The sequence below is a fragment of the Bacillus oleivorans genome, from assembly GCF_900207585.1.
In the GTDB taxonomy this organism is placed as follows: domain Bacteria; phylum Bacillota; class Bacilli; order Bacillales; family JC228; genus Bacillus_BF; species Bacillus_BF oleivorans.
In genome coordinates this window covers 203,194-220,089 of the sequence record NZ_OAOP01000006.1, presented here as the reverse complement: position 1 = coordinate 220,089, position 16,896 = coordinate 203,194, and the positions used below count along the sequence as shown (strand labels likewise).

Annotated in this window: 13 protein-coding genes and 1 riboswitch; all 13 genes read left to right on the top strand. The window is 42.1% G+C overall.

From position 1 onward, the window contains the following. Positions 1-273 precede the first annotated feature (273 nt). Complete coding sequence (gene secA, locus CRO56_RS14710) at positions 274-2,793, top strand: preprotein translocase subunit SecA (RefSeq protein WP_097159373.1); 2,520 nt, start codon at positions 274-276, stop codon at positions 2,791-2,793. 135 nt (positions 2,794-2,928) lie between these two features. Further along, a protein-coding gene (gene prfB / locus CRO56_RS14705) for a peptide chain release factor 2 (protein ID WP_097159425.1) occupies positions 2,929-4,030 on the top strand; the annotation gives its coding sequence in 2 pieces (ribosomal slippage) (positions 2,929-3,000 and positions 3,002-4,030; 1,101 coding nt in all). A gap of 526 nt (positions 4,031-4,556) precedes the next feature. Beyond that, positions 4,557-5,429, top strand: a complete 873-nt coding sequence (locus CRO56_RS14700; protein ID WP_097159372.1) for a YitT family protein — start codon at positions 4,557-4,559, stop codon at positions 5,427-5,429. A gap of 26 nt (positions 5,430-5,455) precedes the next feature. Further along, on the top strand, positions 5,456-5,791 hold the full coding sequence (cccB, locus tag CRO56_RS14695) for a cytochrome c551 (RefSeq protein WP_097159371.1): 336 nt from the start codon (positions 5,456-5,458) through the stop codon (positions 5,789-5,791). Positions 5,792-6,209: 418 nt separating this feature from the next. Next, complete coding sequence (gene ftsE / locus CRO56_RS14690) at positions 6,210-6,896, top strand: cell division ATP-binding protein FtsE (protein ID WP_097159370.1); 687 nt, start codon at positions 6,210-6,212, stop codon at positions 6,894-6,896. Then, entirely contained in the window at positions 6,886-7,779 is an 894-nt protein-coding gene (gene ftsX / locus CRO56_RS14685; RefSeq protein ID WP_097159369.1) for a permease-like cell division protein FtsX, read from the top strand. Before ftsE ends, ftsX begins: the two co-directional genes overlap by 11 nt. A gap of 87 nt (positions 7,780-7,866) precedes the next feature. Continuing rightward, positions 7,867-9,102, top strand: coding sequence for a murein hydrolase activator EnvC family protein (locus tag CRO56_RS14680; RefSeq protein WP_097159368.1), 1,236 nt, complete (start codon positions 7,867-7,869; stop codon positions 9,100-9,102). Between the two features lie 139 nt (positions 9,103-9,241). Then, positions 9,242-9,403, top strand: coding sequence for a hypothetical protein (locus CRO56_RS22935; RefSeq protein WP_179714294.1), 162 nt, complete (start codon positions 9,242-9,244; stop codon positions 9,401-9,403). Between the two features lie 71 nt (positions 9,404-9,474). After that, positions 9,475-10,617, top strand: a complete 1,143-nt coding sequence (locus CRO56_RS14675) for a trans-sulfuration enzyme family protein (RefSeq protein ID WP_097159367.1) — start codon at positions 9,475-9,477, stop codon at positions 10,615-10,617. Positions 10,618-10,713: 96 nt separating this feature from the next. Further along, positions 10,714-10,826: riboswitch (SAM riboswitch) on the top strand. Between the two features lie 185 nt (positions 10,827-11,011). Next, positions 11,012-12,343 (top strand): homocysteine synthase, encoded by a 1,332-nt coding sequence (locus CRO56_RS14670; RefSeq protein WP_097159366.1) that lies wholly within the window; start codon positions 11,012-11,014, stop codon positions 12,341-12,343. A gap of 55 nt (positions 12,344-12,398) precedes the next feature. Continuing rightward, positions 12,399-13,481, top strand: a complete 1,083-nt coding sequence (gene metX / locus CRO56_RS14665; protein ID WP_097159365.1) for a homoserine O-acetyltransferase MetX — start codon at positions 12,399-12,401, stop codon at positions 13,479-13,481. A 341-nt stretch (positions 13,482-13,822) separates the two neighbouring features. After that, complete coding sequence (locus CRO56_RS14660) at positions 13,823-15,265, top strand: S41 family peptidase (RefSeq protein ID WP_097159364.1); 1,443 nt, start codon at positions 13,823-13,825, stop codon at positions 15,263-15,265. A 247-nt stretch (positions 15,266-15,512) separates the two neighbouring features. Then, positions 15,513-16,700, top strand: a complete 1,188-nt coding sequence (locus CRO56_RS14655) for a PDZ domain-containing protein (RefSeq protein ID WP_097159363.1) — start codon at positions 15,513-15,515, stop codon at positions 16,698-16,700. Positions 16,701-16,896 lie beyond the last annotated feature (196 nt).

Below are 16,896 nucleotides of genomic sequence, written 5' to 3'. Positions count from 1 at the left end.
AACCTCAAGACCCTGTCCCTGTACCATTACCCTCTCAGTTGTCACTCCTTGACTGAAGTGGTAATATGTTAAGGAGTGAAAAAGTAAGTTTTTAGGATGTTGGAATGAAGTATGTGACTGGTCCTGTCCCTTTGTAAAGTTTTTGTGGTTTAGTAGAGGGCTGCCATTATACTTCCGAAATATATAGTAGAGTACTAATAGGATATATGATGATCTCGGTATACCGAGTTGTTACTAACTGGTTTATACAGTGATGGGAAAAGGAGCGGAATCATGGCTGGAATTTTAGATAAAATTTTTGATCCGAATAAGCGAGAATTGAAACGTCTTGAGAAGCTCGCTGACCAAATCGATGCACTAGCTTCTGACATGGAAAAGCTGTCTGATGAGCAGCTCCGCGGCAAGACAGATGAGTTCAAAGACCGCTATCAAAAAGGGGAAACACTTGATGACCTTCTTGTGGAAGCTTTCGCTGTCGTTCGCGAAGCTGCGAAGCGTGTTTTAGGGCTGTACCCATTCCACGTGCAGCTCATGGGTGGCGTGGCTCTTCATGAAGGAAATATTGCTGAGATGAAAACAGGGGAAGGGAAAACGCTAACGTCTACTTTACCTGTTTATTTAAATGCCTTAACTGGCAGGGGCGTACACGTGATTACTGTCAACGAATACTTAGCTGGCCGTGACGCAACAGAAATGGGCCAATTATTTGAGGCATTAGGGCTTAAGGTTGGGCTCAACTTAAACGGCTTATCAAGAGAAGAAAAGCAGGCTGCTTACAACGCTGATATCACGTACGGAACTAACAACGAGTTTGGCTTCGATTATTTGCGTGATAACATGGTGCTTTATAGAGAACAAAAGGTTCAGCGTCCATTACACTTCGCTGTAATCGACGAGGTTGACTCGATTTTAATTGATGAAGCAAGAACTCCATTAATTATTTCCGGGTCTGCCCGCAAATCGACTCAGCTGTATATTCAAGCGAATGCATTTGTGCGCACTTTGAAGCGTGAGGAAGACTACACCTATGATGAAAAAACAAAAGGTGTTCAGCTAACGGAAACAGGGATGTCCAAAGCTGAAAAATTCTTCGGCATTGAAAACCTGTTTGATATTTCAAATGTAACGATTAACCATCATATTACCCAATCATTGAAAGCACATGTTTCGATGCACCGTGATGTCGATTACGTGGTGCAAGATGGAGAAGTCGTGATTGTTGACCAATTTACCGGCCGTCTGATGAAAGGACGCCGCTATAGTGATGGACTTCACCAGGCCATTGAAGCAAAAGAAGGCTTGGATATTCAAAATGAAAGTATGACGATGGCGACCATTACGTTCCAAAACTACTTCCGTATGTATGAAAAGCTTGCTGGTATGACCGGTACGGCGAAAACGGAAGAAGAGGAATTCCGCAACATTTATAATATGAATGTTATTGTGATACCTACGAATAAACCAATTGCGCGTGATGACCGTCCGGATTTAATTTATGCATCGATGGAAGGGAAATTCCGTGCAGTTATTGAGGATATTGCTGACCGCCATCAGAAAGGACAACCTATTCTTGTTGGTACCGTTGCGATTGAAACTTCTGAATTAATTTCAAAACTTCTTCTGAAAAAAGGAATTCGCCATAACGTATTGAATGCGAAAAACCATAGTAAAGAAGCGGAAATCATTGCATCTGCTGGTGAACAAGGCGCGGTTACGATTGCGACAAACATGGCGGGCCGTGGTACAGATATCAAACTCGGCGAAGGTGTTCGTGAACTTGGCGGTTTGGCAGTCATTGGTACAGAACGTCATGAAAGCCGCCGGATCGATAACCAGCTCCGCGGACGTTCCGGACGTCAAGGGGACCCTGGTATTTCTCAATTCTATCTTTCTATGGAAGATGAATTGATGCGCCGTTTCGGTTCCGACAACATGAAAAACATGATGACTCGTCTTGGAATGGATGATTCGCAGCCAATTCAAAGTAAAATGGTATCCCGAGCCGTTGAATCAGCGCAAAAACGGGTTGAAGGCAACAACTTCGATGCTCGTAAGCAGCTTTTACAATATGATGATGTTCTCCGCCAGCAACGGGAAATCATATACAACCAGCGCAATGAAGTATTAGAATCAGAGAACCTAAGAGAAATTGTTGAAAAAATGCTTCTCTCTGTAATCGAACGTAGTGTCGAGGCTCATATGCCAAGAACAGAAGATGAGGAAGATTGGAACCTTCGCGGTCTGATCGACTTTGTCAACGCAAACCTTCTGCATGAAGGCGACATTACGCTCGAAGACATTCAACATAAAGAACACGAAGATGTCGTGGACATGATTTACGCAAAAGTGCAAGAACGGTATAATGAGAAGGAAAATGAACTTGGTTCAGAGCGTATGCGCGAGTTTGAAAAGGTCATTGTGCTGCGTTCGGTTGACTCGAAGTGGATTGATCACATTGATGCAATGGATCAGCTTCGTCAGGGTATTCATTTACGTGCATACGGACAAATCAATCCGTTGCGTGAATACGAGCAAGAAGGCTTTGCGATGTTCGAAACAATGGTCGAAAGCATTGAAGAAGACGTTGCGAAATATATCATGAAAGCTGAAATTCGTGAAAACCTTCAGCGTCAAGAAGTGGCAAAAGGACACGCGGTTGACCCTGGTAAGAGCGATGGCGACTCCAAGAAAAAACGCCAGCCTGTTCGCAAATCCGTCGATGTCGGCCGTAATGATCCATGCCCATGTGGCAGCGGAAAGAAATTCAAGCACTGCCATGGGAAAGAAGCATAAAATTATTAGGGGATCAGACCCCTGTCGATAAGTAAGTTAAGGGTGCAAACCCCAGTTGCAATTGAGGGAGTTGGTCTTTGGCCAGCTCTCTTTAACTGTAAAAAATCGAAGCAAATTTTTATAGAGGTGAAAGTAATGGAACTTTTTGAAATAAAACAGGAACTAGATAAAACAGCTAAAAAATTAGCGGACTTCAGGGGGTCTCTTTGACTTAGAAAACAAAGAGGCACGGATGGCCGAGCTTGAGGATATTATGCTTCAGCCTGATTTTTGGAACGACCAGCAGCAGGCTCAAACAATCATCAGTGAATCCAATGCTTTAAAAGATCAAGTTGGTGAGTTTAAAGATATGGCTGAAGTTCACGAGAATCTTGAGCTCACTTATGATTTAGTAAAAGAAGAAAAAGACGATGACCTACAGGCTGAGCTTGCCTCTGAGCTGCAGGAGCTTATTGGGAGAGTCAACAAATTTGAACTTCAGATTCTCTTGAGCCAGCCTTACGATAAAAATAATGCCATTTTGGAGCTGCATCCTGGAGCGGGCGGAACCGAGTCTCAGGACTGGGGTTCCATGCTTTTGCGGATGTATACAAGATGGGCTGAGAAGAAGGGTTATAAAGTTGAAACGCTTGATTATTTGCCAGGTGACGAAGCCGGCATTAAAAGTGTTACTTTGTTAATCAAGGGTCACAATGCATACGGCTATTTGAAAGCGGAGAAAGGGGTACACCGTTTAGTCCGGATTTCCCCATTCGATGCTTCAGGCCGCCGCCATACTTCTTTTGTTTCTTGTGAAGTGATGCCTGAATTTAACGAAGAAATCAATATCGAAGTCCGAAATGAAGACCTTAAGATTGACACTTACCGTGCAAGTGGAGCAGGTGGTCAGCACATTAACACAACTGATTCGGCAGTTCGTATTACCCACATTCCAACCGGTGTCGTGGTAACCTGTCAAACCGAGCGCTCGCAAATTAAAAACCGTGAGCAAGCCATGAAAATGCTTAAATCGAAACTCTATCAGCGAAAAATTGAAGAGCAGGAAAAAGAGCTAGCCGAAATCCGTGGCGAACAAAAAGAAATCGGCTGGGGTAGCCAAATTCGTTCTTATGTTTTCCACCCATACTCTATGGTAAAAGATCACCGTACTAACACCGAATCCGGTAACGTTCAAGCGGTGATGGACGGAGACATTGATCAGTTTATTGATGCTTATTTGAGATCGCAAATTCAATAGGTTTTATTTGGAATTTTGCGCCCTGACACTTTGTGTTGGGGTGTTTTTTTATGAGGAAAAAGGGTTCTTGTTTGAGAGGGGTAATTGGGTGCTGAGTCCGGAAAAAGGGTTGCTGAGTCCGAAATAACAGGTGTTGAGTTCCTAAAAATAGTTTGTAAGTCCCGATAAATCGGTTCTAAGTTCGGTAAAACTATTACTGAGTCCGGTCAACTGATTCTAACTTCGGTAAAACAAATCCTAAGTTCGGAATAACAGATCTGACTTCGGTAAAACAACTCCTGCGTTCGGTTAACCACCCTCTAAGTTCGTTAAAATTCCTCTGTGTTCGTTTAAATGACTTTGAGTTTGGTTAAATCGAGCAAGAGGGTTGAAAAATAACCTAAAAACAAAAAAAATAGACACTCAGCCATAAAAACATAAAACAACTGCCCCTTCTTTAAGAGCATTGACCTAATTTCCCCCAACACCATTCACACTATTTCCATCCCTTGTTATAATCTCTTAGGTTTCATCGAAAAATATAGGCATGGCTGCGAAGGAGATTAGACAAATGAATGTAAGTAACCCGACGATCCAAAAGGTAACTGAATATGTGCTGGTGCTTTTGGGGTCTGCCCTTGTTGCGATTTCTTTTAATGTGTTGCTGCTGCCGAATCGGGTGGCTTCTGGTGGAGTGAGTGGCATTAGTACGATTCTGGATGCCTTGTTCGGTTGGGAGCCGGCTTTTGTGCAATGGGCTTTGAATATTCCTCTGTTTATAGCTGGCGTGATTTTTTTAGGATTTCAATATGGGTTTAAGACACTAGCAGGGACATTATTTTTGCCGCTGGTTGTGTATCTGACAAATGACTGGGAGCCGTTTACGCTGAATCCGCTGCTGGGGGCTTTGTTTGGGGGGATCGGCGTAGGCTTAGGCCTGGGTATTGTGTTTCTTGGACATGCTTCGACGGGAGGAACTGATTTGGCGGCACAAATTTTACATAAATATGCAGGTTTAAGTCTTGGAACCTGTGTCGCGATTATTGATGGGCTGATTGTCCTGTCGGCTGCGATTGTGTTTGATATTGAAGGCGGCCTTTATGCTTTGATTGGCTTGTATGCCACGAGCAAAACGATTGATGTGGTGCAGACAGGCTGGAAACGTTCGAAAATGGCCTTAATCATTACCGATTATGAGCAGCAGGTTCGTGAAGGCGTTTTGCATAAAATTCCCCGTGGTGTGACAAAACTACAAGCATATGGCGGTTATACCGATCAATCTAAATCCGTTCTTATGTGCGTTGTAGATCAGACGGAATTTCCGAAATTAATGGACATTGTAAAAAGCATTGATGCACGTGCATTTGTTGTTGTCATGGATGCATCAGAGGTGTTAGGCGAAGGGTTTAAGCGCAGTTAATTTTTCAGTTTAAAGGAGGAATCAGTTTGCCTAAAAAATTATTTTCTTTTTTCATCCTGTTCATGCTTGCATTAGCAGCATGCGGCGGGGGCGAGGAGGAAGAAACCAATCAAGAAAATGGGGCTGATACGAGTGCAATTGAAGCACAAGCACGACCTATTTACGAACAAAATTGTCTGCAATGTCACGGTCAAAATCTAGAAGGAACAGGCGGACCTTCCCTTCAAAAGGTAGGTTCTAAATACTCGCAAGCGGAAATCGAGGAGATTATTTTAGAAGGTAAAGGAACGAATATGCCTGGAGGTTTGATTCAAGGCGATGAAGCTGCGGCTGTAGCAGAATGGCTTTCCACTTTAAAATAATAGACGATGTCAAGGACTCTTTTCAAAGGGTCCTTATTTTTATCCAATTTCAGGAAATAAGACTCTAGACAGTTTCGCTAAATATTGAGCAGCAGACTTATCTTTACAAATTCCGAGCCAAAGCCCTATTGCCAATCATGGAAAAAATAGGACTAAAATCTATCGTTTTCCAGTTATCGACAAATTCCAACTCTGCTAAAATAAGAAATCTAGTGATATAGCCCTAATTGAAAAGAAAATGTAATATTTTTTTCGTTTTTTTTGACAATTTGAGTGTTATAATGTTTCTGAAACCGAAAAATAGGGTAAATATATTCATTTTTTTAGAGAAATTGTCAAAACATGTATAAATATATTGTCGGATTATAGTAATATTGAATTTGTAATTAGAGGACAACAACATTTGGGTGGTTAATTCATGATAGAAATGAAGGACGTTTATAAAAAATATAAAAACGGCGTTATGGCTGCAAATGGCATTAACGTCAAGATTGATAAAGGTGAATTTGTTTATGTCGTAGGTCCCAGCGGTGCGGGCAAGTCTACGTTTATAAAAATGATGTATCGTGAGGAAAAGCCGTCAAGCGGAGTCATTATTGTTAATAGTACGAATCTATCAACACTTCGCAACAGCCGGGTTCCGATCTTTAGAAGAAATCTAGGCGTAGTTTTTCAGGATTTTAAGCTTTTGCCGAAACTAACAGTCTATGAAAATGTTGCTTTTGCACTAGAGGCGATCGAAGAAACTCCAAAGCAAATCCGCAGACGGGTTATGGAGGTTCTTGATTTAGTGAGCTTAAAGCATAAAGCAAGAATGCTTCCATCTGAGCTTTCAGGGGGAGAACAGCAGCGGATTTCGATTGCACGTTCCATTGTAAACTCGCCAAAGGTTGTCATAGCGGACGAGCCCACAGGTAACTTAGATCCTGATACGAGCTGGGACATTATGAGAATCTTTGAGGAAATTAATAACCGCGGTACAACAGTGGTCATGGCTACTCACAACAAAGAGATTGTTAACACCCTAAAACATCGTGTTATTGCCGTTGAAAACGGACAGATTGTACGCGATGAAGAGAAAGGAGATTATGGCTATGAAAGCTAGAACCCTCCTTAGACATATTCGTGAGAGCATCAAGAGTTTAGGACGTAACAGTTGGATGACCTTCGCGTCAGTCAGTGCCGTAACGGTCACGCTGCTATTAGTCGGAGTATTTTTTCTGATCATGATGAATTTAAATTCGGTTGCAACATCACTAGAAGAAGATGTTGAAATCCATGTTTATATCGATTTGACCGCTGACCAAGCGGCGGTAGAACAATTAGGCGAACAAATAAAAGCCTTAAACGGTGTGGAGGAAGTTACTTTTTCTTCTAAGGACCAGGAGCTTGCTGTGTTTGCAGAAAGCATGGGAGATGAGGGTGAGCTCTTTGCCCTCTGGCAGCAGGAAAACCCTTTACACGATAAATACATTGTCAAAGCAACCGACCCAAGAAATACTCAGGCTGTCGCCAATCAAATCAAAGTCATGCAGAGTGTAAACGAAACTGAGTACGGGGCTGGAAAAATAGAAAATCTATTTAACATCCTTGAAATGGGAAGGAACGTTGGACTTGTTTTAATAGTTGGGCTACTGTTTACAGCGATGTTCCTTATTTCTAATACGATTAAAATTACGATTCTTGCCAGAAGCAAAGAGATTGAAATCATGCGATTGGTTGGAGCTACGAATGGTTTCATCAGATGGCCGTTTTTCCTGGAAGGAATGTGGCTTGGGGTATTAGGTTCTTTTGTTCCAATTACCATTATCGCGATACTATACAAAAAAGTTTATGATTACCTGGCTCCTCAGCTGGAATCTACTTTTATAAGAATATTGGACTATACTCCATTTATCTATCAGCTGTCCGGAGTGCTTATTCTGCTAGGGGCACTGATTGGAATCTGGGGAAGTACCATGTCAATTCGCAAGTTCTTAAAAGCTTAAATCTTAAAATGGAGCTGACCCATCTTCAGCTCCACATACATACATACTTCACTTTAAAGTCTATGAAATGAAAGGCAGGGAATACTTTTGAAAAAAAGCACGCTTTCAATAGTTACAGCGTTTTTTCTATTAGTTGGAACTCTCACATATAGCGTAGCTGAGGCAAATACGCTAAGCGATTTAGAAGATCAAAAAGATTCAATTAGTGAAGAACGCTCAGGGGTCAACAGCGAAATCGATAAAAAGAATGCAGAAATCAGCAGCTTACAGGCGGAACAGGATCGCATAAAGCAAGAAGTACAGGCTCTTGATACAAAGATTTCAGAAACGAACACAAAGATTAATGAAAAAGATCAAGAGATTGCTAGAAAAAAAGAAGAGATTTCCCTTCTTCAAGCTGAGATTAGAGAATTAACAGAAACGATTGAGAAGCGAAATGAATTATTAAAAGAACGGGCTCGTTCTTTCCAGCGCTCTGGAGGTGCCCTAAGTTATTTAGATGTTTTACTAGGTGCTAATAGCTTCGGGGAATTCATTAGCCGCGTTAACGCTGTTTCGACAATTATGGATGCGGACAAGCAGTTAATCAAACAACAAGAAGAAGACTTAGCTAAATTAGAAAAGCTGCAAAAACAACAAGAAGAAGAGCTTGCGAAATTAGAAACTTTACGAAAAGAACTGGAAGAAATGAAAGCAAGCCTAGATTCCCAGCGTAAAGAAAAAGATGCACTCATGGAAGAGCTTCGTCAGCAGCAAATCAACATTGAAAATGAAGTAATGGATCTAAAAGAACAGGAAGAATTGCTGGCAGCACAAGAAGCTGCCATGGCCAAAGCGATAAAACTTGAAAAAGAAAGATTAGCTGAATTAGAGCGACAAAGAAAGGCAGCTCAAGCTAATGGCGGATCTTATCCTGCTGATACGGGCGGATCCTTTATGATTCCTTCTGCCGGATATGTTTCATCGGAATTCGGACCAAGATGGGGAGACTTCCACTACGGAATAGATATTGCTAAAGGCGGTCATGTTCCAGTTCTAGCAGCAGCAGATGGTGTCGTTATCCGGTCTTATTACTCTCCAAGCTATGGAAATGCTATATTTGTCAGCCATTCCATTAACGGACAAATCTTTACCACCGTTTATGCACACTTAAACAGCCGAAGCGTAGGTGAAGGTGAAGTTGTCGCAAGAGGACAGCAAATTGGTGTTATGGGTAACACGGGTATGTCCTTCGGTCAGCACTTACACTTTGAAATTCACGAAGGACCATGGAATGCCAACAAGTCAAACGCCGTGGATCCAAGAAAGTATCTTTCGTTCTAAATTTAATAGACTCCTAGACCCGGGCAAGTGGGATGCCCGGGTTTTTTGTATGGGGGTTATTGTATAGAGTATAGTGGTTAATCAACTAGGGTGGTAATACGCGATTCGGGGGCACGAAATTGTTGGGGTAATGCACGAAATGACGGCAGGAATGCACGAAAACGAGGCAGGAATGCACGAAAACGAGGCAGGAATGCACGAAAACGAGGCAGGAATGCACGAAAACGAGGCAGGAATGCACGAAACCCTAAAGATTTCCTTTATTAAATTTTTAAAAACTATGTTATTGCCACAGAATTAGATGTACAATGAGTGCAATTAAATACTGCAATAAAACAATTGTACATAGACAGAGTGAAGGGAGTTTTTCTAGTGTCTCAATCATTTGAAACGAAAGCGGTCCATTTTGCGATCGATCAAGCATCGATTAATCGAAGTAAAACCACGCCAATCTATCAGACGTCTGTGTTTTCTTTTAAAACCCTGGAGGAACTAGAATCACATTATACAGGTGAGCTTCCTTACTTATATACACGAAACGGTAACCCTAATACGGATGAGTTGGGACAAGCGGTCGCATTATTAGAAAATGCAGAGGCGGGTGTTGCTTCTTCTTCTGGTCTTTCTGCGATTATGGCAGGAATCCTGGCAGTTTGTAAAAATGGAGACCACATTATAGCAAGTGAGGACGTTTATGGAGGAACCTACCATTTCCTTGAGCAGCAGCTGAAGGAAATTGGAATTAAGGTAACTTTTGTTGATTTTACATACCCTGAACAAATAGAGGCGGCGATTACCCCAAACACTAAACTGCTTTATTCTGAAACGATCACGAATCCTTTTTTATGTGTGGAATCACTAGAAACCCTAGTAACGCTAGCCAAAAAACATAACCTGACGTCAATGGTTGATAATACGTTCGCTACCCCTTATTTACTAAGACCGCTTGAAAAAGGAATTGATATTGTCATTCATTCGGCCACTAAATACATTGGCGGACATAGTGATGTGACGGCTGGGGTAGTGGTCGGCAGTAAAAAATGGGTCGAGCTTGCGAAACAAAAAGTGGTTACATGGGGTGCAAATGTAAGTCCATTTGAAGCGTGGCTTGCTTGTCGGGGACTGAAAACGATGGCGCTGCGGATGAGGCAGCAATGTGAAAATGCAGAGAAACTCGCTGCCTTTTTACAAGAGCACCCAGCCGTTGAGAAAGTTTTTTATCCGACCAGCGTTTCTGAAAAAGGAAACGGCGCGATGGTGTCGGTTGAGCTGAAGCCTGAGATTGATATGAGTTTATTTTTTGCTAACCTATCCTGGATTGCCATTGTTCCTTCGCTGGCAGGAGTAGAAACTACGGTGTCTTATCCGCTTGCGACTTCCCACCGGGCACTCCCGAAAGAAGTTCGGAAAAAATTAGGCATAACGTCCCATTTAGTGCGTATATCTGTTGGTATAGAGGATTTTTCTGACATAGAGAATGCATTTCAGCAAGCATTGAAATTAGCGGAAAAATAAAAATTTACAGAAAAATGCTTGACGATGTAAAACCTTTTACTCTATAATTCACTTCAAACGAGCAATTATCGTTTTAGCTTCTCATTAATTGAATATCTCTTATCCAGAGCGGCGGAGGGACTAGGCCCGATGAAGCCCGGCAACCATCAAACGAACGGTTTGAAAAGGTGCTACTTCCTACAGATCAAAGTGGATCTGAAAGATAAGAGGAGGACTCGAGTAATCATCCCTCTTCTTATGAAGAGGGTTTTTTAATTCCTCTTCATTCACTTCTTTTTGAATGTGTTCCCCCTAAAATAAAAAAACACACCATAAAAGTTGGGTTCACTCTGTAGGAAGTTATCCTAGTTCTTAAATCGGAATACTTTTATAAAAATAAAGGAGGACATGGATAATGACTAATGAATTTGAAGCTTACCAGCCTGAAACATTACTTTTACACGGTGGACAAGAGCCAGACCCCGCAACAGGATCACGCGCAGTTCCGATTTACCAAACCACTTCCTACGTTTTTAAAAACACAGAGCATGCACAAAATCTTTTTGCTTTAGCGGAGCAAGGCAATATTTATACAAGAATTATGAACCCAACGGTGGATGTTTTTGAGAAAAGAATGGCTTTGCTTGAAGGAGGAGCTGCAGCTGTTGCAACCTCTTCGGGAGCTGCTGCAATCGCCTTTGCGATCCTCAATATTGCCGGAGCAGGAGACGAAATTGTCGCTTCTTCTGATCTATATGGCGGAACTTTTAATCTTTTTTCAGCTACCCTGCCTCGATACGGTATCAATGTAAAATTTGTCGACCCAACCGATCCAGAAAATTTCCGTGCCGCGATCACTGATAAAACAAAAGCGATCTTCGCAGAAATTATTGGGAATCCAAGCTTACATGTTCTTGATGTTGAAAAAGTAGCAGCAGTAGCACATGACAATGGGGTACCTTTAATTGTCGATAACACTTTTGCATCCCCAATTGCTTGTCAGCCAATTAAGTGGGGAGCCGATATTGTGGTTCACTCTGCTACGAAATGGATTGGCGGTCATGGAACATCGATTGGCGGCGTTGTAGTTGATGGCGGTACATTTGACTGGAATTCAGAGCGATTCCCAGGATTCACTGAGCCAGACCGCAGCTATCATGGACTTCGATATGCGACTGATGTTGGTAATGTAGGGTTTGCTATTAAACTTAGAGTCCAATTATTACGGGATATAGGTGCTTGCTTAAGTCCGCAAAACGCTTTCTTATTCCTGCAAGGGCTTGAAACCTTACATTTACGGATTGAACGTCATACGGAAAATGCATTGAAGCTAGCTCAGTATCTGCAGGATCATCCAGCTGTCGAATGGGTTTCCTACCCTGGGTTAGAACAGCACTCGTCACATGAAGTCGCGAAAAAATATTTCAGAACAGGTTTCGGCTCGATCGTGAACTTTGGCATTAAAGGGGGAAGAGAGGCTGGTCGAAAAGTGATTGATAACGTACAGCTCTGGTCTCATGTGGCTAATGTTGGCGATGCGAAGTCACTCATTATTCATCCGGCTTCAACCACTCATCAGCAGTTGAGTCCTGAAGAATTAAAATTAACCGGCGTAACGGAAGAGTTAATTCGTCTATCTGTGGGAATAGAATCTATTCAAGATATTATCCATGATTTAGACCGGGCCATCTTCGTGGCAACTGGCCTGTCTTCAAAAGTTGAAGTTGCGGCTGATCGTGAGGAATAATCATTGGATGTAATTCGTTTTTATACAACTACTTTTATGAAAGAGCTGATGCCTTTTGAAATCTAGGCTCGATTACCAATATGAAACGAATACTGTTCAGATCGGAGATTTTATCCTTGAATCGGGTGAATGTTTGTCATCAGTTGAGGTGGCTTATGAGAGGGCAGGGAATTTTCGGGGACCCGCTATTCTCGTATGTCATGCATTAACAGGAAATCATTATGCGGTTGGGACAAAAGAGAACCCTGGTTGGTGGAGCGGGCTGATTGGTCCAGGTGGTTATATTGATACAAAAGAATATCAGGTTATCACTTTCAACGTGCTAGGGGGATGTAATGGAACAACAGGTCCAACGAGCACAAACCCGAAAACAGGCAGGCCCTATCAAGGCAGTTTTCCGTATCTGACCATTCGTGATCTAGTCCGGGTTCAAAAAAAGGCATTGGATCAGTTAAAGATTCAGTCCCTTCATGCTGTGGCAGGAGGTTCTCTGGGAGGCATGCAAGTATTAGAATGGGGGCTTTTATATCCTACATTTTTGAATCATTTAGTGGTCTTAGCTGCTACACCTGAACTTAGTGACTATGGGATGGCATTTAACCGGATTGCGATTGAAGCGATTGAAAATGATCCGAACTGGAATGACGGTTATTATCGGCAGGACGCAGAGCTAAAAGGGTTACAGATTGCGAGAATGGCAGGAATGATCACATACCGAACCCCGCAGCTATTTTCGAAACGGTTCGAGCGCGAGGTAAGGGATGAGGGCTCACCGACTCTGTATCAAATCGATTCCTATTTAATCTATCAGGGGAAAAAATTACGGGACCGCTTTGATGCCAATAGCTATTTAAGATTATTGCACGCGATGAATAGTCATGATATTGGCAGAGATAGAGGAGGATGGCAGAAAGCATCGCGCCAAATCCAAGCCAAAGTCCTCGCTCTCGGGTTTAAAGGCGACCTGTTATACGAGACATTAAGAATTGCAGAGTTTACTGAAGCGGTTCCGGACGGAAGCTTTTTCGAAGTAGACACCATCTTTGGTCACGATGGCTTTTTAGTCGAATTCGAAAAATGGGGACCGCTGATTAAACGGACACTTGAAGAAAAAAGGGTCACCGAAGAAGTCGGGTAATGGTTCTCAGACTTTAATAGTCGGCCTTTTATAAAATTTGCTCTTTCCTATTTTATAGGGGAGGGCTTTTTTTATTTCAGGGGAGGGTAGGGGGTGGTTTGTGAAACTTTGGGTCTATCAGTCGAAATTATGTTCTACGGGTCAGCATTCAGTTTTATCTGTCAAAATAGATTTCTACGGGTCAAACCCGAGGTGCCAATCGGTCAAATACGAACCCCGCCAAATTCTCCTGCAGTTTGTCTCATAATTTAAAAAGCCTGTACATATATTGGACTAAGTGCCTGTACTATTACGTGTTGGCAGATTACATAACAGAATGAAGCAGGTTAGGGGGAGCCCGAGTGAAGAATAAAAAGTGGTTAGCGATTACATTGTCCTGTTCCATTGTGACAGGAACGGGTGGGTTCTTATTGGGGGCCAATCCCTTTTTTGAAGATGAAAAGGAAGATGCCTTACCGAACCAATCGGATCCATACATATTAAGTGATAGTTTGCGGAAAGTGCAGCGTGCCTTCGATTTAATTTCGACTGGTTATGTGGAGGAAGTGCCAAAGGAAGAGCTGGTTGAAGGGGCAATTCAGGGGATGCTGTCGGCTTTGGATGATCCTTATTCTGTCTATATGGATGAGGAAACCACCAAGCAGTTCTCAAACACTTTAGAATCTGAGTTTGAAGGCATTGGTGCAGAAATTAGTAAAATTGAAGGGAAGATTTATATCATTTCTCCTTTTAAAAATTCCCCTGCTGAAGAAGCTGGCTTGAAGCCTAATGACGAAATTATCTCTGTTGATGGAAAAACTGTATCGGGAATGGACCTGTATGATGTAACCGAAAAGATTAGAGGGGAAAAGGGGACGGTTGTTAATCTTGTGATTAAGCGGGAAGGACTTAGTAAACCGCTTGAGATTCCGGTAGAGCGGGCAGAGATTCCAAATGAAACCGTGTTTGCTCAAACCTTGGAGAAGAACGGAAAAACGATTGGTTATATTGAAATTACCTCATTCTCGGAAAATACGGATGAAGATTTTATGGAAGAGTTAAAGGCCTTTGAGGAAAAAGGAATCGATGGTCTTTTATTAGATGTAAGAGGAAATCCAGGAGGTCTTCTCTCCAGTGTTGAAAATATCTTAAAGGAATTAGTGAGCAATACAAAGCCTTATGTTCAAATTGAAGAACGAAGAGGCAGCCAAATGCAATACTTCTCTAATAAGAAAGAAGCGAAGAATTACCCAGTCGCTGTTTTGATAAATAAAGGAAGTGCTTCTGCCTCTGAAATATTAGCCGCAGCCTTAAAAGAGGTAGAAGGCTACACACTAGTAGGTGAAAAGACCTTTGGCAAAGGTACTGTTCAGCAGGCTGTCCCAATGGGAGATGGAAGCAACATAAAGCTGACTCTCTTTAAATGGTTAACTCCAAATGGTAACTGGATTCATGGAAAAGGGATTGAACCGAACATAGAAATTGGACAATCCGAAGTGTACTACACTCATCCGATTCAGCTAGAAGAACCGCTGCAACGGGATATGAACAATGAAAATGTTAAAAATGCACAGGTAATATTGGATAGCTTAGGCTTCGAACCTGGCAGAACGGACGGTTATTTCAGTAATCAAACCGAAATTGCCGTTAAAGCCTTCCAGCAAATAAAAGGAATGAGAATGACAGGGGTCATCGATACGAGTACAGCTGCAGCTATGGAAAAAGCTGTTATAGATAAAACGAATGACCCTCGCTATGACCTTCAGCTGCAAACGGCCTTAGAGGTCATTGCCAAAAAAGAGTAGAGGTTCTTCCTCCATAGGAGTTTGATATAAAAGAACGTGTCTAACCGGCACGTTCTATTTTTTTGAAACAGAGGGACGGTTCTTCTGTTTCATTCTTTTTCATGTTCCGAGCCAGTACAACCAACCAAAAAAGAAATTACATTTCTTTCCCTGAAAATTAAAAAACTTCCTCTTTTTCTCTATTAATTTGCTACAATAGAGAGTAATAGATTAGCATCGAAAGAGATTTCGAGGGTGGTGAGCGCATGTGACTAGTGAATGGATGGTTGAGATTTTACAGGCAATTGGTATCTTTTTTATTATTCCTATTTTCTATTATGTTATTTTTTATGCTGTATTGATGGGGTATCGGAGAGTAAAGCGCGAACGTTCCCAGTTTAATAGCCGTATTTTTGATGGCTATCAGGAACTGCGCACGGCATTTAAATATAGCTTGCTAGTGGGAGCAGTTCTTTCGCTGGTTACGGTTGTTTTAGGCGTTACCGTTTCACCTGGTGTTATGGTTATAGCGGGGCTTTTATTTTTTCTGCTTTCCTTTACACTGCAATATCAGCTTCTTTCACCTGCTTATGTACTAGGCGGAGCATTCGTCATTGCATCCATTTTGCCTTCCTTTATGGAGGAGATTCCTGTTTTAGGATTTCCTATCGAAATGAACAGCGGTACGATTCTTTCGTTCTTGCTTTTACTTGGTCTGTTAATGGTGGTTGAAGGCTTCTGCATTTTGAAAAATGGGGATGCTTTTACTTCGCCTCTTCTTGTAAAAAGTAAAAGGGGCCGAATGATTGGTGTTCATGAAGTCGATCGTTTATGGTTTTTCCCGCTGATTTTGTTCGTCCCCGGTGAGCTGCCGTCTCCATGGGAGTGGTGGCCAATTATCCCTATAGGTCAGGAAATGTTTGTACCCATCATCCTTCCAATACCAATCGGCTATCGGAGACGTTTCCAAGGGCTCCTTACAGACGTGGCAACCCGATTAGAAGGGAAATATGTCCTCCTGTTAGGGCTTGTGATTACAGGAGCGAGCTTTTTGACACATTACGGATTGTTCGTGAGCTATATCATCATTGGCGCAGCCATTATTGGCAGAGAAGCAATTGCGTTAATAGTGCGCATAAAAGACGAAGCGAAACCAAGTTTGTACACCGCTCGAAATCAGGGTCTTGTGATTTTAAGTATCCATCCTTTTTCACCCGCAGAAAAATTAGGGCTAAAAGTTGGAGAAATGATTACAAAAGTAAATGGACATTCTGTCCAGACACCAGAGGAATTTTACTACTACCTGCAGCAAAACAGAGCGTATTGTAAGCTTGAGGTTTTGAACTTTGCCGGAGAGATGCGATTTGCCCAGCGTGCCCTTTATGAAGGCGAGCATCATGAGCTTGGACTGCTGTTTGTGGAAGAAGCGAAGGATTATGAGGCGGAAGTGGTTTAAACGTTAACTTTACATTTTTCGTAACTAACTCGAACTGGATCTATCAGGCAGATAATGGCTTCTATTTCTATACAAGAATAAAGATTAAGTAATAAGGGTTAGACAAAAAATCCAACTAGGTCTCTAGTTGGATTTTTTATGTTTCAAACTATCGCAGAGCCTCTATTTTCCTCAGAAACATCCTTATGTAAATCCC

Coding starts and splice junctions, on each gene's coding strand:
- secA (WP_097159373.1), top strand. CDS start 274: ATGGCTGGAATTTTAGATAAAATTTTTGATCCGAATAAGCGAGAATTG.
- CRO56_RS14700 (WP_097159372.1), top strand. CDS start 4,557: ATGGCTGCGAAGGAGATTAGACAAATGAATGTAAGTAACCCGACGATC.
- ftsE (WP_097159370.1), top strand. CDS start 6,210: ATGATAGAAATGAAGGACGTTTATAAAAAATATAAAAACGGCGTTATG.
- ftsX (WP_097159369.1), top strand. CDS start 6,886: ATGAAAGCTAGAACCCTCCTTAGACATATTCGTGAGAGCATCAAGAGT.
- CRO56_RS22935 (WP_179714294.1), top strand. CDS start 9,242: ATGACGGCAGGAATGCACGAAAACGAGGCAGGAATGCACGAAAACGAG.
- CRO56_RS14670 (WP_097159366.1), top strand. CDS start 11,012: ATGACTAATGAATTTGAAGCTTACCAGCCTGAAACATTACTTTTACAC.